Here is a 23056-nt window from a genome sequence, read left to right as displayed (position 1 = left end):
GACGCTCTGCGTCACAGGGGACGCGGAGCGTCCCGGGCGGCGTTACCACGCAGAGCGTGGGAACGATCAGGTTAATGGGACTGAAGTGAAACATTCGTCAGCGCCGATTTGGCCTGTCGCACGAAGCTGCTTATCATGGCCAGCCCCTGCCACTTCTTAGAGTTGCTTATGCGCCGCCTGCTCACCGGCTGTTTCGTCACCCTGCTGCTGTTGCTCAACACCCTGATCCTGATCGGGCCGTTGATGGTGTTCGCCCTGCTCAAGCTGGTTGCACCCGGGCGCTGGCGGGATTACGCATCGGGGGCGGTGATGTGGATTGCCGAGACCTGGGCCGAGATCGACAAGCTGATCTTCCGGCTGTGCATCCCGACGCAGTGGGACATTCGCGGCGGCGACGATCTGCGCCGCGACACGTCCTATCTGGTGGTCAGCAACCATCAATCGTGGGTCGACATTCCGGCACTGATCCAGACCCTCAACCGGCGCACGCCGTTCTTCAAATTCTTTCTGAAAAAAGAGCTGATCTGGGTGCCGTTCCTCGGCTTGGCGTGGTGGGCGCTGGATTACCCGTTCATGAAGCGCTACACCAAAGCCTTTCTGGCAAAGAACCCCGAGCTGGCGGGCAAGGATCTGGAAATCACCAAAGCGGCGTGCGAGCTGTTCAAGCGCCAGCCGGTAACGGTGGTGAATTATCTGGAAGGCACGCGCTACACCCTGGCGAAAAGCACCCAGCAGGAATCACCGTTCAACCACTTGCTCAAACCCAAAGCCGGCGGCGTGGCGTTCGTGCTGGCGGCGATGGGTGAACAACTCGATGCGATGCTCGATGTGACGGTGGTGTATCCGCAGGAAAAAATCCCGGGCTTCTGGGACCTGATCAGCGGCAACGTGCCGCGAGTGATCATCGACATCAGGACCCGCGAACTCGACCCGGCGCTGTGGCAGGGCGATTACGAGAAAGATCCGGCCTTTCGCCAACACGTCCAGAACTGGGTCAACCAGCTCTGGATCGAAAAGGATCAGCGCATCGCCGAACTGCGCAACGAGCGCGGCTGACTCAAGTGCCGGTGCCGGTGCCCCAGATGCTGCCGAGGCTGCTCAGCAGCGAACCGCCGACACCCTGCTGACCGAGGTATTGCAGGAGCACCGGGGCAAACTGGCCGATCATGCCGCTGTCCATGCCCAGCGCGCTGAACGCGTTGTTCAGGTCGTTGCTGTCTTTGACATTACCCAGCGCATTCTCAAGCCCGGCGGACTTGCCGGACGAACCGAGCAAAGCCCCGAGCGCCGCCAGATTGCCGCTGCCACCGGACAACTTGTCGATACCCGGCACTTCCTTGGCCAGTTGCGAGTAGTCGGTGCTGCTCAACTGATTTTTCGCCAGCCCGAGCATCGCGCTGGTACCGCCAACGGCCTGCTCCGGCGTGACGTCCAGCGCACTCAAGGCACTCAACAAACCAGCGGTCTCCGAGGTCGGCGCCGCAGCAGCCGCCTTGTCGCCACCCTGCATCCCCGCTACCGCACCGGCCACGTCGTTCAAACTGAAACCGGCAAACACCGGCCCGGCGGCCAGGGTCAGGAGCGATGCCAAGGCAAAACCGCGTGAAATCTTCATTCAGACATCCTCTTGGGAAAAGCTGCCACCGGACAACGGCGACGAAACTGCCGGTTTGACCGGGGATCGGCTGGCGTGTTCCTCCTCCTGCACTTCCATTGTCATCATTTTCCAGCAGATTAACCGGAGGTCGGGTCCTCGCGATAGAGGGATATTGGCAGCCTTTCCAAACCCAAAGATTCAAAGGAGCGTAGCCTTTGGCAGTTCCTGTGAAAATAGTCTAAGTGATGCAAAAGGCAGGAATCCTTATGCCGTTTATCTGCTATTAATTAGAGAACATATTTCTAACAAGACTAAAAAACTGTCACATCTGACAGTTGGCGATAGGTGCAAACAAGGAGACCATTCTTGCTCTTTTAATGTAACGGAGTACGAATGATGAAGCTGAAAATTGCGGCGGGTATTTTGGTAAGTATTGCAATGATGGGCACCGCCTATGCAGCCACTTGCCCGACAGTTTCAATTACCCACTCTCAAGACAACGAAGATCTCACCTTCACCTCTGCACGCCTTAAAGACAAAGACAGCGCCGATTCCGTTGTCGTTTGTCGCTACGAAGGCAAGGGCGACCTAGGCGCCTCATCCGGTTACAGAAACGGTACTCCGATTAAAGCCACTGGGACCGGTTGGAAGGACAAGGAAGGTAAGCCTTCGGATGATTGCGCAGTCACCGATGGAGATGCCAAAAAATGCTCGTTTGAAGAACAGGAAAAGTAACGCGCAAAAAGGGCAACTCCAAGGGTTGTCCTTTTTACTTTTTACATGGACAAAACCGATCGTCTGCATCAGTACAAACCGGTACCGTCAAGTAATTTAACGAAGATAAAGCTTGGTTTTATTAACTCTACCGGGAGCGGTGTTCTTTTCGTTATTAAAAGACCGATCATACCGGAGGAAATACAAAACTCTAAAAGAAGGACAAAGTAGAAAGCAATGGAGGTTGGACCGGTTCGTGACGAGAGAATAAATAAAGCCTGGTTGCGATGCCCCTTTTTGACAATTAAACGGGAAGCATTGACATGTCAAATAGACAAAGCGGTACCGTAAAGTGGTTTAACGATGAAAAAGGTTTTGGCGGTATTACACCCGCTGACGGAGGCCCCGAAATCCCGGTCCATCACAAGGATATCGAAAGCGATGGGTTCAAAGCTTTCCAAGTCGGGCAAAAAGTTTCATTTGTGGCCGAGAAGGGAAATACAGGAATGAAAGCATGCCAAGTTCGCGCTGAATGAGCGCAAATCCAACCAAAACGGCGACCCTGAGGTCGCCGTTTTGCGTTGCGCTAAAACCTTACGCCGCACTGAACAACTTATGCGGATCAATCACAAACTTCTTCGGCACGCCGGCGTCGAACTCGCCGTAACCTTCCGGCGCCTGATCGAGGCTGATCACTTGCACGCCGACCACTTCAGCAATGTTGATGCGATCCCACATGATCGCCTGCATCAACTGGCGGTTGTACTTCATCACTGGCGTTTGCCCAGTGTGGAAGCTGTGGGATTTGGCCCAGCCCAGGCCGAAGCGGATGCTCAGGCTGCCCATTTTCGCGGCTGCGTCGACGGCGCCCGGATCTTCGGTGACGTACAGGCCCGGGATACCGATCTTGCCGGCAACGCGCACCACGCCCATCAGTGAGTTGAGCACCGTGGCCGGGGCTTCGGCCTTGACGCCGTCGTGGCCGTGGCCGCGTGCTTCGAAACCGACGCAGTCCACCGCGCAATCTACTTCCGGCTCGCCCAGCAGCGCGGCGATCTGTTCGTGCAGCGGGGTGTCTTTGGACAGGTCGACGACCTCAAAACCCTGTGCCTTGGCGTGGGCCAGGCGGATGGTGTTGACGTCGCCGACGATCACCACCGCCGCACCGAGCAAACGTGCGGAAGCGGCAGCGGCCAGACCGACCGGACCGGCGCCGGCGATGTACACGGAGCTCCCCGGGCCAACGCCGGCAGTGACGGCGCCGTGGTAACCGGTCGGGAGGATGTCGGAGAGGCAGGTCAGGTCGCGGATTTTCTCCATGGCCTTGTCGCGATCCGGCAGTTTCAGCAGGTTGAAGTCGGCGTACGGCACCAGCACGTATTCGGCCTGGCCACCGGTCCAGTCGCCCATGTCGACGTAACCGTATGCGCCGCCGGCACGGGCCGGGTTGACGGTCAGGCAGACGCCGGTGTGTTGCTCCTTGCAGGAACGGCAGCGCCCGCAAGCCACGTTGAACGGAACAGAGACCAGATCGCCGATCTTCAGGTTTTCGACGTCCGAGCCCTTTTCGATCACCTCGCCGGTGATTTCGTGACCCAGCACCAGACCGGTCTGCGCCGTGGTCCGACCGCGCACCATGTGTTGGTCGGAGCCGCAGATGTTGGTGGAAACCACTTTAAGAATGACCCCGTGCTCGATCTTGCGACCACGCGGGTCCTGCATTTTCGGATAGTCGATTTTCTGTACTTCGACCTTGCCAGCGCCGAGATACACCACACCACGATTGCCAGACATGCCATCACCTCTATATTTGTTGTTGGGTAGAGAGTTGATTGAGCTTCAAGCGGCAAGCTACAAGCCGCAAGAAGTGTGCTGACCGCTTGTTCTTGCGGCTTGGAGCTTGGAGCTTGGAGCTTGCGCTAAAGAACGACAGTTCTGTTGGCGTTCAGGAACACCCTTCTTTCGATGTGATACCCAACCGCCCGCGCCAAGGTCAGGCCTTCGATATCCCGGCCCTTGGCAATCAAGTCCTCGGGATAATGACTGTGATCCACCGCCTCGACGCCCTGGGCGATGATCGGCCCTTCATCGAGATCGTTGTTGATGTAATGCGCCGTCGCGCCTACCAGTTTCACGCCCTTGTTGTAGGCCTGGTGATACGGCTTGGCGCCCTTGAAGCCCGGCAGCAGGGAGTGATGAATGTTGATCGCCTTGCCGTCGAGCTTGCGGCACAGCTCCGGCGACAGCACCTGCATGTAGCGGGCGAGGATCACCAGTTCGGCACCGGCCTCTTCGATCACCTGCCAGACCTGACGCTCCTGCGCCGGTTTGTCGTTGGGGTCGAGAGGGAAATGGTAGTAGGGAATCTGGTGCCAGTCGGCCAACGGCTTGAGATCCGGATGGTTGGACACCACCGCCGCCACGTCCATCGACAACTGACCGATGCGCTGGCGATAGAGCAAGTCGTTGAGGCAGTGATCGGCCTTGGAGACCATGATCACCACTTTCGGCCGGTAGTTCGGCGCGGTCAGCTCGAAGAGCATGCCGAACGCTTCTCCGCGCTCGGCCAAACCTGCGCGGAAAGATTGTTCGTCGAAACCATCAGGCTGACGGAATTCCACGCGAATGAAGAAGCGCCCCGAGAGGCGGTCATCGAACGAGTGGTGCTCGGTGACATAACAGCCCTGCTCGAACAGAAAACGCGTGACCGCGTCCACCGTGCCGAGGACGCTGGGGCAGTCGGCGGTCAGAATCCATGTGTCTGGGGCGCGGCTCATATTTTTTCCTCTGATCGTTCCTACGCTCTGCGTGGGAATGCCGCCATGGACGCTCTGCGTCCGCTCTTGGGACGCGGAGCGTCCCGGGATGCATTCCCACGCGGAGCGTGGGAACGATCATCTATCTGCTCCCTTTCCCCTCTCCCCCTTGGGGGAGAGGGCTGGGGTGAGGGGGTAGCTTTTGATCTTTCAGGCCTGAACGCTGAGGCCGTACTCGGCCGAAGCATCCTGCAACCACAACCACCAGTAATCCGAGAAGCTGCGGCGGATCAGCAGTTCCCAGGTGTCTTCGGCGGTATGACGAATCATCAGCTGCGATTTGGCGAACACCGTGCCCACCGCTTTGCCGACCGGGAAGTTGTTCGGGTGCACGTCATAGCTGGTGGATTTCATCAGCACCTGACGCACGTTCGGCCCGCTCAGTTCGAGGATCTGCTGGCCGCCGCTGACGTTGACGATGGCAATGTGCAGATCGCCCAGCGCTTCGCGCAGTTTCTGCTCGGCGGCGAATTCTTCGCCGCTTGGCACGATCAGCAGCCACTCGTCCGGGCCCATCCACTGCAGGCTGGTGTCGCCTTTGACGATCACGCTCAGCGCGCCGGGCAATTCAATGCCAAGCGCTTTGTGCACACCGGCCGCGAAGGCTGCATCGTGGCCATCGCCACGAATGGTCAGGTGGCCGAGGAGTTTCTTTTCCCGCACGATCACGCCGGCGTTCTTGCGGCCCTTGCCGACCAGGCTGGCGAGGTCGGCATGGTGCAGCGACGATTCGGCCTTGGCGCCAGTGGTCGGGCGTTGCTGGTAAACATTGGCTGTGGTCATAAAGCACCTTCTGAATTCTGTTGATCGTTCCCACGCTCTGCGTGGGAATGCCGCCATGGACGCTCTGCGTCCGCTCTTGGGACGCGGAGCGTCCCGGGATGCATTCCCACGCGGAGCGTGGGAACGATCAGTGTCAGATGTTCTGGCGATCACCCTTCGGATCAAAGAACACCGAAGACACGATTTCCGCCTCGATCACGCTGCCATCGGCCAGCGGTGCGAACACCCGCTCGCCCATGCGCTTGAGACCGCCCTTGACCACACCCATGGCAAACGAATAACCGAGGGAGTTGTGCGCGTAGCTGGAGGTCACGTGGCCGACCATGGTCATCGGGATCGCCTGCTTGGTGTTGAACACCAGCTGCGCACCTTCCGGCAGCCATTTGGTCGGGTCGATCGGCTTGAGGCCCACCAGTTGTTTGCGCTGGTCTTTCACGCAATCTTCGCGGTTCATGCCGCGCTGGCCGATCCACGAGAACGGTTTGGTGCGACCGACACACCAGCCCATGTTCAGGTCGTCCGGGGTCATCGAGCCGTCGGTGTCCTGGCCGACGATGATGAAGCCCTTCTCGGCCCGCAGCACGTGCATTGTTTCGGTGCCGTACGGCGTCAGGTTGTACTGCTTGCCGGCCTCGACGATTTTCTCCAGCACGCCCATCGCATAATCGGCCTGCACGTTGACTTCGTACGACAGCTCACCGGTGAACGAGATACGGAACACCCGCGCCGGCACATCGCCGACCAGACCTTCTTTCCAGGTCATGAACGGGAACGCTTCGTTGCTCAGATCGATGTCGGTCACGGCGCTGAGCAGCTTGCGGCTGTTCGGCCCGGACAGGGTCATGGTCGCCCAGTGGTCGGTGACGGAAGTGAAGTACACCTTCATGTCCGGCCATTCGGTCTGGTGGTACAGCTCCAGCCACTGCAGTACGCGCGCGGCGCCGCCGGTGGTGGTGGTCATGACGAAATGGTTGTCGGCCAGACACGCCGTCACACCGTCGTCGAAGACCATGCCGTCTTCTTTGCACATCAAACCGTAGCGAGCCTTGCCCACGTCGAGTTTGGTCCAGGCGTTGGTGTACACGCGGTTGAGGAACTCGCGGGCATCCGGGCCTTGAATGTCGATCTTGCCGAGGGTCGAAGCATCGAGCAGGCCAACGCTGTCGCGCACGGCTTTGCATTCGCGCTTGACCGCCGCGTGCAGGTCTTCACCGTTTTTCGGGAAGTACCATGGACGCTTCCACTGACCGACATCTTCAAACTCGGCGCCGTTCTTCACGTGCCAGGCATGCAGCGCGGTGTAGCGCACCGGTTCGAAGATGTGCCCGCAATGCCGGCCGGCCACAGCGCCGAAGGTCACCGGCGTGTAGTTCGGACGGAACATGGTGGTGCCCATCTGCGGGATGGTCACGTTCAGCGAACGGGCGGCAATGGCCAGACCGTTGACGTTGCCGAGCTTGCCCTGATCGGTGCCGAAGCCCAGCGCGGTGTAGCGTTTGACGTGCTCGACCGACTCGAAACCTTCGCGGGTCGCCAGTTCGATGCCACCGGCGGTGACGTCGTTCTGGAAGTCGACGAACTGCTTCGGTGCTCGCGCCGAGTTCTTCTCGTGCGGCACCTGGAACAGCGCCAGGGTCGGCTCTTCGAGACGGCTCAAGGCTTTCGGCAACACGCCTTCGACAGTCTGGAAACCGGCTTCGGCGGCAGCGCGCACGCCACCTTCAAAACCGTCGGCCAGCGAATCGCCGAGCGCGTAGACGCCATTGACGCCACCGACGCACACGCGCTTCTGCGGTGCTTCGCCCGGTACGAAACCGAGAATGTCTTCACGCCAGACCGGTTTGCCACCGAGGTGCGAAGCCAGGTGAACCACCGGGCTGTAACCGCCGGAGCTGGCGACCAGATCGCAATCGAGCCATTCGCCCGGACTGGTCACGGCGTGGGCCTTTACGTCAATCGCGGCGACGCGGGCAGCGGTCACTCGCTTGCTGCCACGCACCTCGATGACGGCGCTGCCGGTGAGGATGCGAATGCCTTTGGCGCGCGCTTCTTCGACCAATGCACCGCGCGGATTGCTGCGGGCGTCAGCGATGGCGACGACTTGCAGACTGGCATCGAGCCAATCCAGAGCAACGCGATAGGCGTGATCGTTGTTGGTCGACAGCACCAGTTTTTTGCCCGGCGCTACGCCATAACGACGCACGTAAGTCGACACCGCACCGGCGAGCATGTTGCCCGGCACGTCGTTGTTGCCGTACACCAGCGGACGCTCGTGGGCACCGGTCGCCAGCACCACGCGCTTGGCGCGGACACGGTGGATGCGCTGACGCACCTGACCGATCGGCGCGCGGTCACCGAGATGATCGGTCAGGCGTTCGTGAATGGTCAGGAAGTTGTGGTCGTGGTAACCGTTGACCGTGGCGCGCGGCAACAGCAGCACGTCCGGGGTGTTCTTCAATTCAGCGATGACGCTGGCGACCCATTCCATCGCCGGTTTGCCGTCGAGGCTTTCGCGGGAATCAAGCAGGCTGCCGCCGAACTCTTCCTGCTCATCGGCCAGAATCACGCGGGCACCGCTGCGCGCAGCCGCCAGGGCAGCGGCGAGACCGGCCGGGCCGGCACCGACGATCAGCACGTCGCAGTGCTGGTTCATGTAGTCGTAGGTGTCCGGATCGTTCTCGGTCGGCGAACGGCCGAGGCCGGCAGCCTTGCGGATGTACTTCTCGTAAGTCATCCAGAACGATTGCGGGTACATGAAGGTTTTGTAGTAGAAACCCGGCGGCATCAGCTTGCCGCCGACCTTGCCGAGAATCCCCATCATGTCGTTGTTGACGCTCGGCCAGCCATTGGTGCTGGTGGCGACCAGGCCCTGATACAACGCCTGTTGCGTGGCGCGCACGTTGGGAATCTGCGTGGCTTCGGTGGCACCGATCTGCAGCACCGCGTTCGGCTCTTCGGAACCGGCGGCGAAGATGCCGCGAGGGCGCGAATACTTGAAGCTGCGGCCGATGATATCGACGCCGTTGGCAATCAGTGCGGCGGCCAGCGAGTCGCCTTCATAGCCTTTGTAGGTCTGGCCGTTGAAGGTGAAGCTCAGCACTTTGTTGCGGTCGATCCGTCCACCGTTGGACAGGCGATTGGTCTGGCTCATACCTTCTCTCCCAGCGCCGTCGTGGCTGTTTTCGCAGTGCCAGCCTTGTCGGTGAATTGCGGCTTCTCGCCGATCTTGTAGCTCTCGAGAATCTCGTAGGTCACGGTATCGCGAGTGACGTTGAAGTACTGGCGGCAACCGGCAACGTGGTCCCACAACTCGTGGTGCAGACCGCGCGGGTTATCGCGAAAGAACATGTAGTCGCCCCACTCTTCATCGGTGCAGGCGTTCGGATCCAGCGGACGCGGGATGTGCGCCTGACCGGATGCGTGGAATTCCTCTTCAGAGCGCAGTTCGCCGCAGTGAGGACAGAAGATATGCAACATGGGGATTTCTCCTGTTAGTGGGCAACCGCAGCAGCGCCGTGTTCATCGATCAACGCACCGTTGTGGAAACGGTCGATGGAGAAAGGTGCAGCCAATGGGTGCATTTCACCCTTGGCCAGACTCGCGGCAAACACGTTGCCCGAGCCGGGTGTGGCCTTGAAGCCACCGGTGCCCCAACCGCAGTTGAAGAACATGTTCGGTACTGGCGTCTTGGAAATGATCGGGCAGGCATCCGGAGTGGTGTCGACGATGCCGCCCCACTGGCGGTTCATACGTACGCGGGACAACACCGGGAACATCTCGACGATGGCCTGGATGGTGTGTTCGATCACCGGGTACGAACCACGCTGGCCGTAGCCGTTGTAGCCGTCGATACCGGCGCCGATCACCAGGTCGCCCTTGTCGGACTGGCTGATGTAACCGTGTACGGCGTTGGACATGATCACGCTGTCGATAATCGGTTTGATCGGCTCGGACACCAGCGCTTGCAGCGGGTGGGATTCGATCGGCAGGCGGAAACCGGCAAGCTTGGCCATGTGCCCGGAGTTACCGGCAGTGACCACGCCGACGCGCTTGGCGCCGATGAAACCCTTGTTGGTTTCGACGCCGATGCACACACCGTTTTCCTTGCGGAAACCGATCACTTCGGTCTGCTGGATCAAGTCCACGCCCAAGGCATCGGCGGCACGCGCGAAGCCCCAGGCCACGGCATCGTGACGGGCGACGCCGCCGCGACGCTGCACGGTGGCGCCCATGATCGGGTAGCGGGTGTTTTTCGAGCAGTCCAGGTACGGAATCTCGTCCGCAACCTGCTTGGCGTCGAGCAATTCGCCGTCGACGCCGTTGAGGCGGTTGGCACTGACCCGACGCTCGGAATCACGGATGTCCTGCAGGGTGTGGCACAGGTTGTAGACGCCACGCTGGGAGAACATCACGTTGTAGTTGAGATCCTGCGACAGGCCTTCCCACAATTTCATCGCGTGTTCGTAGAGGTGCGCCGACTCGTCCCACAGGTAGTTGGAACGCACGATGGTGGTGTTGCGCGCGGTATTACCGCCGCCGAGCCAGCCTTTCTCGACCACGGCGACATTGGTGATGCCGTGCTCCTTGGCCAGATAGTAGGCCGTCGCCAGGCCGTGCCCGCCGCCGCCGACGATGACCACGTCGTAGACTTTTTTCGGGGTGGGCGTGCGCCACATGCGCTGCCAGTTTTCGTGGTGGCTGAGCGAGTGTTTGAACAGGCCGAAGCCGGAATAGCGTTGCATAGTCATTACTCCAAAACCGACTCAGCGATAAACCGGGAAGTCTGCGCACAGGGCCGAGACCTGCTGGGCGACATTGGCCTCGACATCGGCGTCGCCGAGGTTGTCGAGGATGTCGCAGATCCAGCCGGCGAGGGTTTCGCACTGGCTGACCTTGAAGCCGCGCGTGGTCACCGCCGGGGTGCCGATGCGCAGGCCCGAGGTCACGAACGGCGACTGCGGGTCGTTCGGCACGGCGTTCTTGTTCACCGTGATGTGCGCGCGGCCCAGCGCGGCGTCGGCGTCCTTGCCGGTCAGGCCCTGACGGATCAGGCTGACCAGGAACAGATGGTTGTCGGTGCCGCCGGAGATCACATCGTAGCCACGCTTGATGAACACGCTGGCCATCGCCTGGGCGTTGTCGATCACTTGTTGCTGATAGGCCTTGAAGCCAGGCTCCAGCGCTTCCTTGAAGCACACCGCCTTGCCGGCGATGACGTGCATCAGCGGACCGCCCTGGGCGCCGGGGAACACGGCGGCGTTGAGCTTCTTCTCAATCTCTTCGTTGGACTTGGCCAGGATCAGCCCACCACGCGGACCGCGCAGGGTTTTGTGCGTAGTGGTGGTGACCACATCGGCGTACGGCAGCGGGTTCGGATACAGGCCAGCAGCGACCAGACCGGCGACGTGGGCCATGTCGACGAACAGCAGCGCACCGACCTTGTCGGCGATCTGACGGAAGCGCGGGAAGTCCAGAGTTTTCGAGTAAGCAGAGAAACCGGCAACGATCATTTTCGGTTTGCACTCGACGGCCAGACGCTCGACTTCGTCGTAGTCGATCAGCCCGGTGTCGGTGTTGATGCCGTACTGCACAGCGTTGTAGAGCTTGCCCGAGGACGACACTTTCGCGCCGTGGGTCAGGTGACCGCCGTGGGCCAGGCTCATGCCGAGAATGGTGTCGCCCGGCTGGATCAACGCCAGGTACACGGCGCTGTTGGCCGAGGAGCCGGAGTGCGGCTGGACGTTGGCATAGTCGGCACCGAACAGTTGCTTGGCGCGTTCGATGGCCAGCGCTTCGACTTTATCCACATGCTCGCAGCCGCCGTAGTAGCGCTTGCCCGGATAGCCCTCGGCGTATTTGTTGGTCAGGCCGCTGCCTTGCGCCTGCATGACGCGCTTGCTGGTGTAGTTCTCCGACGCGATCAGCTCGATGTGATCTTCCTGACGTTGCTCCTCGGCATTCATCGCCGCCAGCAGTGCATCGTCGTAACCCTGGATCTGGTCTTGCTTGCTGAACATCGCGTCTCTCCCAGCGGCATCTGTGCGCCATTCGTCTCGGTAAGGCACTGGCAATGATGGCAGTGCCCTTTGATGCGATGGTATGACCGGCACAGACAGCTCAAATGCCTGCGGACGCCACGCAAAGGTGCGTTTACGACATGGCTGGAAATGCTCTCTTCGAAACGCCGCAGATCCCCTGTGGGAGCGAGCCTGCTCGCGAAGAGGCCGGCACATCCGACATAGAAGTTGGCTGGCAGACCGCTTTCGTCGGAACGCCGCCCGGAGCCGGCTCGCTCCTACAGGGGTCAGGCGATGATTTGGCGGATGGCAAGCAGCAGGAGGAAATGCGCGGGATACAGCGCATACGCCCAGCGCCGCATCGGTGGAGGCCGGACATGTCGCCCATGTCGCAACAAGAACATTCCGAGCATCGGCGCAAACACACATGTCACCAGCCCGAGAATCGCCACGCTGTTGCCGAAACGCGCCGATTCGAGCAGCACTTGCCATTGGTTCGCCGCCAGACACACCAGCCCCGGCAACAGGCTGAAATACCAGGGTCGGCGGAACACCAGCAGCATCGCCAACGGCAACAATATGCCGAAGAAACCGAACATCAGTCGTTCTGAAAAAACCGCCGCAACCACCAGTGCGGCCAGTGCGAGCGATCGCGCCACCAATGCTGAATCCTGCCAGCCGCGCGCCACCAGCAAGCCCAGCGCCAGCGTCGGCATCACGTTGAACGTGTCAGGGTCGGGGATATAAAAGCGATAAGGGACTTCGCTGATGGCGCTGAAGAGCAACAGCCAGCCCAGATAGCGCCATTCCATTTTGCGCGAACCGTCTCGTGCCAGATTCGCCGCCATCGCCAGGCAAAACCATGGAAACGCTAGGCGACCCGGCACATACAACCAATCGGCGGAGAAGCCGACATATCGCAGGTGATCGAGCAACATGCTCAGCAACGCCAGCCACTTGAGCAGATCCAGAGCACCGTCGCGTTGGCTCAGGTGCATAATCGGCCCATAAACTGGTAATTTTCCCCACCCGACATCGCATGTGCTCCCCGGAAGATCTTCGGTAAAGTGCGCATCCTCATTGACCACGAGCCTTCACAAGAGTCTCGATTACGGAAGCCGGCCATGACCGACAAGAGCCAACAATTCGCCAGCGACAACTATTCCGGTATCTGCCCGGAAGCCTGGGCTGCCATGGAACAGGCCAACCACGGCCACCAGCGCGCTTACGGCGACGATGAATGGACCGCCCGCGCGGCGGATCATTTCCGCAAACTGTTCGAAACCGACTGCGAAGTGTTCTTCGCCTTCAACGGCACCGCCGCCAACTCGCTGGCCCTGTCTTCGCTGTGCCAGAGTTACCACAGCGTGATCTGCTCGGAAACCGCCCACGTCGAAACCGACGAATGCGGCGCTCCGGAATTCTTCTCCAACGGCTCGAAGCTGCTGATCGCCGGCACTGAAAACGGCAAGATCACCCCGCAATCGATCCGCGAAGTCGCACTCAAGCGTCAGGACATCCACTACCCGAAACCGCGCGTGGTGACCCTGACCCAGGCCACCGAAGTCGGCAGCGTCTACACCCCGGAAGAAGTCCGCGCCATCAGCGCAACCTGCAAGGAGCTGGGCCTGCATCTGCACATGGACGGCGCGCGGTTCTCCAACGCCTGCGCATTCCTCGGCTGCTCGCCGGGGGACCTGACCTGGAAGGCCGGCGTTGATGTGCTGTGCTTCGGCGGCACCAAGAACGGCATGGCGGTGGGTGAAGCGATCCTGTTCTTCAACCACAAACTGGCCGAAGACTTCGACTACCGCTGCAAGCAGGCCGGGCAACTGGCGTCGAAAATGCGCTTTTTGTCGGCACCGTGGGTCGGCATTCTGGAAAACGACGCTTGGCTCAAATACGCCCGCCACGCCAACCACTGCGCGCAACTGCTGGCAGAACTGGTCAGCGACATTCCCGGCGTCGAACTGATGTTCCCGGTGCAGGCCAACGGCGTGTTCCTGCAACTGTCCGAGCCGGCCATCGCTGCGTTGACTGCAAAGAACTGGCGCTTCTACACCTTCATCGGCAAGGGCGGCGCACGTTTCATGTGCTCCTGGGACACCGAAGAAGAGCGCGTGCGCGAACTGGCGCGCGATATTCGCGAGGTCATGTCGGCCTGATTCCCACCGCATTGATCGTTCCCACGCGCAGCAAAGGAATGCCTCCCGGGACGCTCCGCGTTCCAGCCTCACCATTATCGACACGGTCAAGACCGCTAAGACGCGGAGCGTCAGTGGCTGCATTCCCACGCAGAGCGTGGGAACGATCTTTAGCTCCACATCTGCCCACCCTGATCGTTCCCACGCTCCGCGTGGTAACGCCTCCCGGGACGCTCCGCGTTCCAGCTTCACCCTTGGCGACAGGCTGAAAACCGCTATGACGCGGAGCGTCAGTGGCTGCATTCCCACGCAGAGCGTGGGAACGATCTTTATCTCCACATCTGCCCCACCCTGATCGTTCCCACGCTCCGCGTGGTAACGCCTCCAGGGACGCTCCGCGTTCCAGCTTCACCCTTGGCGACAGGCTGAAAACCGCTATGACGCAGAGCGTCAGTGGCTGCATTCCCACGCAGAGCGTGGGAACGATCTTTATCTCCACATCTGCCCCACCCTGATCGTTCCCACGCTCCGCGTGGGAATGCCTCCAGGGACGCTCCGCGTTCCAGCTTCACCCTTGGCGACAGGCTGAAAACCGCAATGACGCGGAGCGTCAGTGGCTGCATTCCCACGCAGAGCGTGGGAACGAGCTTCGGTCCGGGCTGACTTTTCCCACCGTGGTACCAGAAGCCTCTTCTAGCGCAATTATGTCGCCCGCCCCATTCTGATCGTTCCCACGCTCCGCGTGGGAATGCATCTCGGGACGCTCCGCGTTCCATCTCATTCGCACCGCAAGATTCAAGGATCGAATCCCATGGGCCGCAACCGCTATACGATTACCGAAGCCGACAAACCGCATTTCCTGACCTGCACCGTAATGGAGTGGTTGCCGTTATTCATTCGCCCGTACATCGTTGAGCACCTGCTCAACTGCTGGCGATATCAACAGGCTCATCATGACTTGAAGCTATACGGCTACGTGATTCTGGAAAACCACCTGCACTTCGTCGCCCAAGCACCCGATCTGAGCAAATGCCTCAGCCAGTTCAAGTCCTTCACCGCGCGACAAATCATCAATGACTTGCAAACAAAAGGCGCCGACAAAGCCTTGCAGCGCCTGCGCTTCAGCAAACGCGCGCATAAGCAGGACCGGGTGTATCAACTGTGGCAAGAAGGCACGCACGCGGAAATGGTCTACAGCGAATCTGTGATGCGTCAGAAACTTGAATACATCCACAACAACCCGGTGAAACGCGGATATGTGGATTTACCGGAGCATTGGCGTTATTCGAGTGCCAGGGACTACGCGGGAATCGAGGGTATGATCGAGATTCAGCGCTGGTATTGAAATGGGACGCGGAGCGTCCCGGGCGGCATTCCCACGCGGAGCGTGGGAACGATCATAAAAGCCTCAGAACTCAATCCGCACATCCCCCTTCGGCACGCTGCAGCACGACAGGATAAACCCTTCAGCCTCGTCATCCTCGGTAATCCCGCCGTTGTGCTCCATCTCCACTTCGCCGCCCAGTTTCATCACCTTGCACGTTCCGCAGATACCCATGCCGCAGGCTTTCGGGATCATCAGGCCGAGTTTGGCGGCGGCTGCGTGGACGGTTTCGCCCGGGCCGACGCGAATGCTTTTGCCGGAGGCGGTGAATTCCACCTGATGCAGATCCGCGGCGTCGATTTCCGGCGCATCGGCGGCTTGTTCGGCCTGTTCCACCGCGTCGGCGCGGGCCTCGGGTGGCGTGGCGCCGAAGGATTCTTCGTGGTAGCGCGACATGTCGTAGCCGGCCGCTTCCAGCAGGCGTTTGACCGCAGTCATGTATGGCGTCGGGCCGCAGCAGAACACTTCGCGTTCGAGGAAGTCCGGAACCATAAGTTCGAGCATCTTGTGGTTCAGGTAACCGCGATAACCGGCCCATGGCTCACCGAGGCCGTGCTTTTCGCAGATCAGGTGCAGGCTGAAGTTATCGATCCGCGAAGCCATGTGCTCGAGTTCGCGGTGGTAAATGATGTCTTTCGGCGACCGCGCGCTGTGCACGAACGTCATGTCGACGTTGGCGTTGGTGTCGTAGAACCAGCGCGCCATCGACATGCACGGGGTGATGCCGACGCCGCCGCTCAAATACAGAACCTTCGGGCTCGGGAAGTCGATCGCGTTGAACAGCCCGACCGGGCCGTGCACCGCCAGTTCTTGCCCCTCATGCAAAGTGTCATGCAACCAGTTGGAGACCTTGCCACCCGGCACGCGCTTGATCGTGACCGAGAAGCTGTACGGCACCGACGGCGAGCTGGAGATGGTGTAGGAGCGCATGATCGGCTGGCCTTCGATTTCCAGCTCCAGCGTGACGAACTGCCCCGGCTTGAAGAAGAACAGGATCGGCTGGTCGGCCATAAAGCAGAAGGTGCGCACATCCCAGGTTTCCTGGATGACTTTGACGCAACGGACAATGTGTCGGCCATTGGCCCAGGTCTGGGTGGTGACCGGATTCAGGAAGCTGTTGGACATGCTGTTCTCCACGGCCGACTGTCGGCCTCTTGTCGGCGATTCTGCGTATAGCGCAGACCGCGCGTTTACCTATCCGCGACATTGACATACTTATCGCGACCAGCCCTTGAACACCGGGGCTTGCGCGTCGGGAACAGATTGCGCCATGTCGCGCATGGATAAGGTTCCCCCCAGCGCCGGCCCCACACTCGCCCCAACACAAGACGACTTCTTTACACCTTGCGTAGCAACCGTATTGCAGCACACCTGATCAGCCACTTTCGCCGGCCACGCAGAGGGCCATGAGGATTACATCGATGGACGTCACCGCAAAAATCAGCCTGGGCGATCCGCTGGAACCCGCACGCAAGGCCACCGCACAAATGCTCCAGGAGCGCGAGCGCACTTTTTCGCTGCCACAGCCGTTCTACAGCGACGAGCGCCTGTTCGATATCGATATGCAGGAGATCTTCCAGAAGGAATGGTTGATCGCCGGCATGACCTGCGAGATCCCGGCCAAGGGCAACTACCTGACCTTGCAGGTCGGCAAGAACCCGATCATCGTCATTCGCGGCGCCGAGGGCGTGGTGCACGCGTTCCACAACGTCTGCCGCCACCGTGGCTCGCGCCTGTGCACCAGTGAAAAAGGCAAGGTCGCCAAACTGGTCTGCCATTACCACCAGTGGACCTACGAACTGGACGGGCGCCTGCTGTTCGCCGGCACCGAGATGGGCGCCGACTTCGACATGAAGCAATACGGCCTGAAACCGGTGAACGTGAAAACCGCTGGCGGTTACATCTTCATCAGCCTGGCGGAGAACCCGCCGGCCATCGATGACTTCCTGTCGACGCTCAACCATTACATGGAACCGTACGACATGGAGAACACCAAGGTGGCGATTACCACCACCTTGATGGAGAAAGCCAACTGGAAACTGGTGCTGGAAAACAACCGCGAGTGCTACCACTGCAACGCGTCGCACCCGGAACTGTTGAAAACCCTGCTGGAGTGGGACGACGTCACCGACCCGCGCGCCGATCAGGCGTTCAAGGATCACGTCGCCGCCTCCGCCGCTGCCTGGGAAGCGGAAAAGATCCCTTACGCCCACGCCAGTTTCGGCTTGCGCAACCGTATCGTGCGCATGCCGCTGCTCAAGGGCACCGTGTCGATGACCCTCGACGGCAAACAGGGCTGCGCCAAACTGATGGGCCGCATCAAGAACCCCGATCTGGGCTCGATGCGCATCCTGCACCTGCCGCACTCGTGGAACCACTGCATGGGCGACCACATCATCGTCTTCACCGTGTGGCCGATCAGCGCCCAGGAAACCATGGTCACCACCAAGTGGCTGGTGCACAAGGATGCGGTGGAAGGTGTCGATTACGACGTCGAGCGCATGCGCCAGGTGTGGGACGCGACCAACGATCAGGACCGCCGTCTGGCTGAGGAAAACCAGCGCGGGATCAACTCCACCGCTTACCAGCCTGGGCCTTACTCCAAAACCTATGAATTCGGCGTGGTCAACTTCGTCGATTGGTACAGCGAGCGCATGTTGAACAACCTCGGGGCCGAGCCTGCGCCTTACCTCAAAGGCGTTCCGGTTCAGGGCTGATCAAGAGCAAAAGATCGCAGCCTGCGGCAGCTCCTACAGGTGGAATGCATTCCCCTGTGGGAGCGAGCCTGCTCGCGAAGGCGTCCTGACCCACGCTACATCTTTCAGTTGGTCAATTTCCGACCAATCACCCCCGCCCCCATACCCATCAAGCCCTCCAGCCTTCCGCAAACAAGTTATCCACATACCCGCCCACAGCAAATGGGGGTAACTGTGGATGAGTCAAAAAATATCTTCCTGATTTGCAAAGAAAAACCGTGACTTATGCTGAATCACAGTTTCTCAAAACGATTGATCGTTTTTTGATCAACACTATGCAGGCCACGGTTTCAAAGGCCTCCAGCGGGTAGCGAACACGTTATCCACAGAAGAGCCAACAGAGATCGGGGACAACTTTCCATCTTCTGTGGAAAACACCTATGACTGGGGAAAACCCGTTCGCCTTAACAGCTCTCGGCGCCCGGGAGTTACATTTGATCAATAATTGATCAAACACCTGTAACCCCTGATCCATATGGCCTACAGCTGAGAGCGAACATCTTATCCACAGAAGCGCCAACAGACATTGGGGGCAACTTGTCGATTTATACCGAAGGAAAAGCCTGAGAAATCCGAGAGTTACGCTGATCGTTTTTTGATCTTAAGGCTGGAAGGCTTGAATGGCGTGGGGTGCGAGCAAGGGCGAACACGTTATCCACAGCTTCGCCAACAGGGTTTGTGGGTAAACAGTAAAGATTGGCTGTGAATGAATACCACTGTGGGAGCGAGCCTGCTCGCGAACGCGTCGGGTCAGTCGATGCATGTGTCGACTGACAGTCTGCCTTCGCGAGCAGGCTCGCTCCCACAGTGGTTATTCCATGCTAGGAAGAGGGTGACTAGCGGACAACGCCCTCTTCAATCAGCAGCTTCAGAATCGCCTCCGCCCCAGCCTGCGCAGTAACGCCCTTGAGCACCTGCCCCCCGCCGCCACTGGCCTTGGCCGTCGCAGCCTTCATCCGGTCGGCGCCGCTCTTCGCCTTGATCACCTTCAAGCGCTTGGGCCGTGGCTTGGCCGGCTGCAGCGTGGCGACGGCCAACAATTGGTCCTCCACCACTTCCACGTCGTCGGCGGCCAATTCGCCCCGTCGTGCCGGGCCGTACGCGCTCTGCCGAGGCTTTGGCGCGGCGTTATCCACAGTGGCCAGAAACGGCAGTTTGACCTTCAAGCGGCGTCGCTGGCCGCGCGGCAACGCTTGCAGGACCAGCGCCGACCCGTCAGCGATCGATTCGACCTGCGCCAGGCCCACCACCAGCGGCCAGCCCAGGCCTTCGGCCAGCAGGAACGGCAACATCCCCGAACCTTCGCCGGTTTCCGCCTGACTGCCGGTCAGCACTACTTGCGCCCCGGCATCGCGCAGGTATGCGGTCAGCGCCGGCAAGGCATCGGCGCCGGCGGGTTGTTCCAGCACATGCAGCTGTTCCAGGCCCATGCCCAGATAGGCACGCAGTGCCGGTTCGGCAACATCACCGGCGTGCAGCACTTGCAGGTTATCCCCAGCCAGTTGCAGGCCCAGTTCCACCGCGCGCGCATCCTGATCGGCGCGCCGTGGCCGACCCGAAGTCGGGTGAGCGCCGATTGAAACCAGACTGATAACGTTCGTGTTCATAGCGTTTCCTTAAGCCGCATCGCGCTTGGCTTCGTTGCGGTAAGCCGCGACCGCTTCGATCAACGCTTGCAGAATCTCTGCGCTTTCGCCGATCACCGAGAGGTCGGCACGCTTGATCATGTCGCAACCCGGATCGAGGTTGATCGCCACCACCTTGTCGCAGGCGCCAATGCCTTGCAGGTGCTGGATCGCGCCAGAGATACCCACAGCCACATAGACCCGCGCAGTGACCCAGGTGCCGGACGCGCCAACCTGGCGATCCCGGGCCATGAAGCCATCGTCCACCGCAACCCGCGAAGCGCCTTCGGTGGCGCCGAGGGCCGCCGCTGTTTCGTGAAACAGCTGCCAATCCTTGACCCCGTTGCCGCCGGAGAAAATGAATTCCGCTTCGGCCATCGGAATCGCTGCCGGATCCACCGCCACGGCACCAAGATCTTCGATTCGCGACAAGCTGCGCGCGACGCTTGTGGATAACTCCACTGACAACGCTTCGTGACGGGTTTCGCTGACCGGCTCCGCGCATTCGGCAGCGGCGAGAATCAACCGCGCCACTGGACGCGCCAGGTCTTGCAATCCGGCCCCGGCGCGGCCGATGCACTCCTGATCCTTGACCTGCCAGACCCGCGTGGCCGGGCGCTCACCCAAGGCTGCAGCAAAGCGCCGGCCGAGTTCGCCGCCACCGCTGCGGCTGTCCGGCAGCAACCAGTGACGCGGGTTGAATTGGTTATCCACAGCGCGCAAACCCTGCACCCGCTGCTCCGGTGCATAACCGCTGAATTCCTCGCCTTCCAGCACCAGCAGGCGATCGACGCCAGCAGTTTCGAAAGCGCTTTCCTTGTGCTCGCCGAACACCACAGCAAGCACCGCACCATCGCTGCCGGCCAGTTGGTGAGCGAGGCCGAGCAGATCGCGGTCGTGGCTGCTCAGGCGACCGCCGACCATATCCGGCACCACGCTGATGTAGAACGCAGGAGCCGGTACCTGATGCAGCGGCAACTGCACTTCAACAGCAGCCGAGCGTTTGACCGTCCCACCCTGCTGCGCGCCGCTGCGGTCAATGCGTTTTATGCCGTTAGGGCCGATAAAACCCATGCCGTGCAGATTCTTGCGAATGACGCCATTGGGCCCCATCCAGCTGTGTTGCGCCGGTTGCATCGCCGCGTGCAGCGGATGCAGGCGATTACGGGCAATCCATTCGGCGCGCGGGTCGCGGCGGATAATGTCGCTCATCAGTGCACCTCCGCAGGTTCACGTTTGGCCGGCGTGGCAGGCTTGCTTGGCGCGGCGTCCTCAAGCAACGCGTCGGCCACCAGTTCGGCGATGTCCTTGATCAGCGGACGCGGTTCGACCACGCCTTCGAGCATCGCCGTGCACTGTGGACAACCCACCGCCACCAGCTCGGCGCCGGTTTCGCGAATGTCTTCCATGCGCATGTCGGGGATGCGCTGCTTGCCCGGAATGTCAGTGATCGGCGCGCCGCCACCGCCGCCGCAGCAGCGTGAGCGGAAGCCGGAACGTTGCATCTCTTTGACTTCGATGCCGAGCGCTCGCAGCACTTCGCGCGGCGCTTCGTACTCGCCGTTGTAGCGGCCCAGGTAGCACGGATCGTGATAGGTCACGCTGTTGCCTTTGTGCTGACCGAGGTTGAGCGCGCCGGCCTGAATGATCTCGGCCATGTAGGTGCTGTGGTGCTGCACCAGATAGTTGCCGTCGAAGGCGCCGTACTCGTTTTTCAGCACATGGAAACTGTGCGGATCGCAGGTGACGATGCGGTTGAAGCTGTATTTGGCCAACGTCTGGATGTTGCGCTTGGCCAGCAACTGGAACGTAGCCTCGTCGCCGAGACGCCGCGCCACATCACCACTGTCGCGCTCTTCGAGGCCGAGCACGGCGAAGTCGATGTTTGCCGCTTTCAGCACTTTGACGAACGCGCGCAGGGTGCGCTGGTTGCGCATGTCGAACGCGCCGTCGCCGACCCAGAACAGCACGTCGGTGGATTTCTTCTCACTGAGCAGATTGAGGTTCAGATCCGCCGCCCAGTTCATCCGACCGCCCGGGGCGAAACCGCCGGGGTTATCGGTGGCGATCAGGTTTTCGAGGACTTCGGCACCCTTGTTCGGCGTCGCACCTTTTTCCAGGGTCAGATGCCGGCGCATGTCGACGATCGCATCGACGTGCTCGATCATCATCGGGCACTCCTCGACGCAGGCACGGCAGGTGGTGCACGACCACAGGGTTTCGGCGTCGACCAGACCGTTGACGATCGGTTGGTGCGGATTGCCGCCATGTTCGCCAATCGGTTTGCCCGGATAAGGACTGCCGGCAAACTTCGCGTCGGTGCCGCCAGCGAGGCCGACGACCATGTCCTGAATCAGTTTTTTCGGGTTCAGCGGCTGGCCGGCGGCGAAGGCCGGGCAAGCCGCTTCGCACTTGCCGCACTGCACGCAGGCGTCGAAACCGAGCAACTGGTTCCAGGTGAAATCCTTGGGTTTTTCCACGCCCAGCGGCGCATCGGGATTGTTCAGATCCAGTGGCTTCAAACCGGTCGAGCGCCCGCCGCCGAAACGTTCCGGGCGACGGTGCCAGGCCAGGTGCAGCGCACCGGCAAAGGCGTGTTTCATTGGCCCGCCCCAGGTCATGCCGAAGAACAGTTCCGACACGCCCCACAGCACGCCAAAACCGAGAATGGCGGCGAGCACCCAACCGCCGAAGTTTTCCGGCAGGATCCCGGCAACCGGCAGGGTCACCAGGAAAAACGACGCGGAGAAGGCCAGCAGGCTTTTCGGCAGGCGCATCCACGGGCCTTTCGACAGACGCGCAGGCGGATTGACTCGGCGCAGGTACATGAAGATCGCGCCGACGAACATCACCGCCGACATCAGCAGCAGGGCGTAGCCGAGGATGCGGTTATGCAGGCCGAAACCGTGCACCAGAATGGCCAGCACAATCGACGCCACCGCACCGCCCGCCGTGGCGACGTGGGTGTTGGCAATGTATTTGTCCCGCGCGACGACGTGGTGCAGGTCGACCATGTAGCGCTTGGGCATGGCCAGCAGACCGCCGAGCAGATCGACCTTCGCCGCCCGCCCCCGGCGCCACATGTTCATCCGCCGCAACGCGCCGAGGACCGCAAGGCCCAGGGCTGCGAACAACAGGATTGGAAGAAGGGTGTTCAACATCAGAGTCACCTCTGGCGAGCGGCAAGCTGCAAGCTACAAGCGGCAAGAAAGAGCAGCAT

Annotated in this window: 19 protein-coding genes; 6 read left to right on the top strand and 13 right to left on the bottom strand. The window is 60.7% G+C overall.

Features of this window, described 5'->3' with window-relative positions:
- The first annotated feature begins 168 nt into the window (after window positions 1-168).
- Window positions 169-1056, top strand: a complete 888-nt coding sequence (locus JWU58_RS03025; protein WP_123443809.1) for an acyltransferase — start codon at window positions 169-171, stop codon at window positions 1054-1056.
- A gap of 1 nt (window position 1057) precedes the next feature.
- On the opposite strand, the gene JWU58_RS03020 is transcribed toward JWU58_RS03025, so the two are convergent.
- Window positions 1058-1615 (bottom strand): DUF2780 domain-containing protein, encoded by a 558-nt coding sequence (locus JWU58_RS03020; RefSeq protein ID WP_123443808.1) that lies wholly within the window; start codon window positions 1613-1615, stop codon window positions 1058-1060.
- A gap of 375 nt (window positions 1616-1990) precedes the next feature.
- On the opposite strand from JWU58_RS03020, the gene JWU58_RS03015 reads away from it, so the two are divergent.
- Both JWU58_RS03015 and JWU58_RS03010 read left to right on the top strand, forming a co-directional pair.
- Window positions 1991-2332: a hypothetical protein gene (locus JWU58_RS03015; protein WP_123443807.1), complete on the top strand. Its 342-nt coding sequence runs from the start codon at window positions 1991-1993 to the stop codon at window positions 2330-2332.
- Between the two features lie 302 nt (window positions 2333-2634).
- Entirely contained in the window at window positions 2635-2847 is a 213-nt protein-coding gene (locus tag JWU58_RS03010) for a cold-shock protein (RefSeq protein ID WP_206421467.1), read from the top strand.
- A gap of 58 nt (window positions 2848-2905) precedes the next feature.
- Here JWU58_RS03010 and fdhA read toward each other — a convergent pair whose 3' ends face one another.
- From fdhA to JWU58_RS02970, 8 genes are all read right to left on the bottom strand, one after another.
- Complete coding sequence (gene fdhA / locus JWU58_RS03005) at window positions 2906-4105, bottom strand: formaldehyde dehydrogenase, glutathione-independent (RefSeq protein WP_016772834.1); 1200 nt, start codon at window positions 4103-4105, stop codon at window positions 2906-2908.
- Window positions 4106-4230: 125 nt separating this feature from the next.
- Window positions 4231-5088, bottom strand: coding sequence for a formyltetrahydrofolate deformylase (purU, locus tag JWU58_RS03000; protein ID WP_016772833.1), 858 nt, complete (start codon window positions 5086-5088; stop codon window positions 4231-4233).
- Window positions 5089-5277: 189 nt separating this feature from the next.
- The gene (locus tag JWU58_RS02995) at window positions 5278-5910 is read right to left on the bottom strand and encodes a sarcosine oxidase subunit gamma (RefSeq protein ID WP_122692407.1); all 633 of its coding nucleotides are present in this window, start codon (window positions 5908-5910) and stop codon (window positions 5278-5280) included.
- Window positions 5911-6043: 133 nt separating this feature from the next.
- Complete coding sequence (locus tag JWU58_RS02990) at window positions 6044-9061, bottom strand: sarcosine oxidase subunit alpha (RefSeq protein ID WP_123443805.1); 3018 nt, start codon at window positions 9059-9061, stop codon at window positions 6044-6046.
- Entirely contained in the window at window positions 9058-9387 is a 330-nt protein-coding gene (locus JWU58_RS02985; RefSeq protein ID WP_016772830.1) for a sarcosine oxidase subunit delta, read from the bottom strand. The genes JWU58_RS02990 and JWU58_RS02985 overlap by 4 nt, the downstream gene beginning before the upstream one ends.
- Before the next feature lie 14 nt (window positions 9388-9401).
- On the bottom strand, window positions 9402-10652 hold the full coding sequence (locus tag JWU58_RS02980) for a sarcosine oxidase subunit beta (protein WP_016772829.1): 1251 nt from the start codon (window positions 10650-10652) through the stop codon (window positions 9402-9404).
- 21 nt (window positions 10653-10673) lie between these two features.
- Entirely contained in the window at window positions 10674-11927 is a 1254-nt protein-coding gene (glyA, locus tag JWU58_RS02975) for a serine hydroxymethyltransferase (protein WP_123443804.1), read from the bottom strand.
- Between the two features lie 287 nt (window positions 11928-12214).
- Window positions 12215-12925, bottom strand: a complete 711-nt coding sequence (locus tag JWU58_RS02970) for a TraX family protein (protein WP_123443803.1) — start codon at window positions 12923-12925, stop codon at window positions 12215-12217.
- Window positions 12926-13051: 126 nt separating this feature from the next.
- Between JWU58_RS02970 and JWU58_RS02965 the strand changes: the two genes are divergently transcribed.
- Both JWU58_RS02965 and JWU58_RS02960 read left to right on the top strand, forming a co-directional pair.
- Entirely contained in the window at window positions 13052-14092 is a 1041-nt protein-coding gene (locus tag JWU58_RS02965) for a threonine aldolase family protein (protein ID WP_206421466.1), read from the top strand.
- A gap of 790 nt (window positions 14093-14882) precedes the next feature.
- Window positions 14883-15416, top strand: a complete 534-nt coding sequence (locus JWU58_RS02960) for an REP-associated tyrosine transposase (protein ID WP_206421465.1) — start codon at window positions 14883-14885, stop codon at window positions 15414-15416.
- 63 nt (window positions 15417-15479) lie between these two features.
- Here JWU58_RS02960 and gbcB read toward each other — a convergent pair whose 3' ends face one another.
- Window positions 15480-16580, bottom strand: a complete 1101-nt coding sequence (gbcB, locus tag JWU58_RS02955) for a glycine-betaine demethylase subunit GbcB (RefSeq protein ID WP_016772824.1) — start codon at window positions 16578-16580, stop codon at window positions 15480-15482.
- Between the two features lie 296 nt (window positions 16581-16876).
- Between gbcB and gbcA the strand changes: the two genes are divergently transcribed.
- A complete protein-coding gene (gene gbcA, locus JWU58_RS02950) occupies window positions 16877-18172 on the top strand; it encodes a glycine-betaine demethylase subunit GbcA (RefSeq protein ID WP_016772823.1) in 1296 nt (431 codons plus the stop codon).
- Between the two features lie 875 nt (window positions 18173-19047).
- On the opposite strand, the gene etfB is transcribed toward gbcA, so the two are convergent.
- The 3 genes from etfB to dgcB are packed head-to-tail and all read right to left on the bottom strand — an operon-like array spanning window position 19048 to window position 22997.
- The gene (gene etfB / locus JWU58_RS02945; protein ID WP_016772821.1) at window positions 19048-19818 is read right to left on the bottom strand and encodes an electron transfer flavoprotein subunit beta; all 771 of its coding nucleotides are present in this window, start codon (window positions 19816-19818) and stop codon (window positions 19048-19050) included.
- Between the two features lie 9 nt (window positions 19819-19827).
- Entirely contained in the window at window positions 19828-21048 is a 1221-nt protein-coding gene (gene etfA, locus JWU58_RS02940; protein WP_123443801.1) for an electron transfer flavoprotein subunit alpha, read from the bottom strand.
- Window positions 21048-22997, bottom strand: a complete 1950-nt coding sequence (dgcB, locus tag JWU58_RS02935; protein WP_123443800.1) for a dimethylglycine demethylation protein DgcB — start codon at window positions 22995-22997, stop codon at window positions 21048-21050. The genes etfA and dgcB overlap by 1 nt, the downstream gene beginning before the upstream one ends.
- Between the last annotated feature and the right edge of the window lie 59 nt (window positions 22998-23056).

The sequence above is a fragment of the Pseudomonas atacamensis genome (genome assembly GCF_017167965.1).
In the GTDB taxonomy this organism is placed as follows: domain Bacteria; phylum Pseudomonadota; class Gammaproteobacteria; order Pseudomonadales; family Pseudomonadaceae; genus Aquipseudomonas; species Aquipseudomonas atacamensis.
Note: the sequence above shows the minus strand (reverse complement) of the source record. Positions and strands in the feature narration are given on the sequence as shown.

Bases quoted from the DNA above. Each gene is read 5' to 3' on its own strand.
- gbcB (WP_016772824.1), bottom strand. From the start codon at position 16,580: ATGTCCAACAGCTTCCTGAATCCGGTCACCACCCAGACCTGGGCCAAT.
- JWU58_RS02960 (WP_206421465.1), top strand. From the start codon at position 14,883: ATGGGCCGCAACCGCTATACGATTACCGAAGCCGACAAACCGCATTTC.
- JWU58_RS02985 (WP_016772830.1), bottom strand. From the start codon at position 9,387: ATGTTGCATATCTTCTGTCCTCACTGCGGCGAACTGCGCTCTGAAGAG.
- JWU58_RS02980 (WP_016772829.1), bottom strand. From the start codon at position 10,652: ATGCAACGCTATTCCGGCTTCGGCCTGTTCAAACACTCGCTCAGCCAC.
- JWU58_RS03020 (WP_123443808.1), bottom strand. From the start codon at position 1,615: ATGAAGATTTCACGCGGTTTTGCCTTGGCATCGCTCCTGACCCTGGCC.
- JWU58_RS02990 (WP_123443805.1), bottom strand. From the start codon at position 9,061: ATGAGCCAGACCAATCGCCTGTCCAACGGTGGACGGATCGACCGCAAC.
- JWU58_RS03025 (WP_123443809.1), top strand. From the start codon at position 169: ATGCGCCGCCTGCTCACCGGCTGTTTCGTCACCCTGCTGCTGTTGCTC.
- etfA (WP_123443801.1), bottom strand. From the start codon at position 21,048: ATGAGCGACATTATCCGCCGCGACCCGCGCGCCGAATGGATTGCCCGT.
- JWU58_RS02965 (WP_206421466.1), top strand. From the start codon at position 13,052: ATGACCGACAAGAGCCAACAATTCGCCAGCGACAACTATTCCGGTATC.
- JWU58_RS03010 (WP_206421467.1), top strand. From the start codon at position 2,635: ATGTCAAATAGACAAAGCGGTACCGTAAAGTGGTTTAACGATGAAAAA.
- JWU58_RS02970 (WP_123443803.1), bottom strand. From the start codon at position 12,925: ATGCACCTGAGCCAACGCGACGGTGCTCTGGATCTGCTCAAGTGGCTG.
- JWU58_RS02995 (WP_122692407.1), bottom strand. From the start codon at position 5,910: ATGACCACAGCCAATGTTTACCAGCAACGCCCGACCACTGGCGCCAAG.
- gbcA (WP_016772823.1), top strand. From the start codon at position 16,877: ATGGACGTCACCGCAAAAATCAGCCTGGGCGATCCGCTGGAACCCGCA.
- etfB (WP_016772821.1), bottom strand. From the start codon at position 19,818: ATGAACACGAACGTTATCAGTCTGGTTTCAATCGGCGCTCACCCGACT.
- JWU58_RS03015 (WP_123443807.1), top strand. From the start codon at position 1,991: ATGATGAAGCTGAAAATTGCGGCGGGTATTTTGGTAAGTATTGCAATG.
- fdhA (WP_016772834.1), bottom strand. From the start codon at position 4,105: ATGTCTGGCAATCGTGGTGTGGTGTATCTCGGCGCTGGCAAGGTCGAA.
- dgcB (WP_123443800.1), bottom strand. From the start codon at position 22,997: ATGTTGAACACCCTTCTTCCAATCCTGTTGTTCGCAGCCCTGGGCCTT.
- glyA (WP_123443804.1), bottom strand. From the start codon at position 11,927: ATGTTCAGCAAGCAAGACCAGATCCAGGGTTACGACGATGCACTGCTG.
- purU (WP_016772833.1), bottom strand. From the start codon at position 5,088: ATGAGCCGCGCCCCAGACACATGGATTCTGACCGCCGACTGCCCCAGC.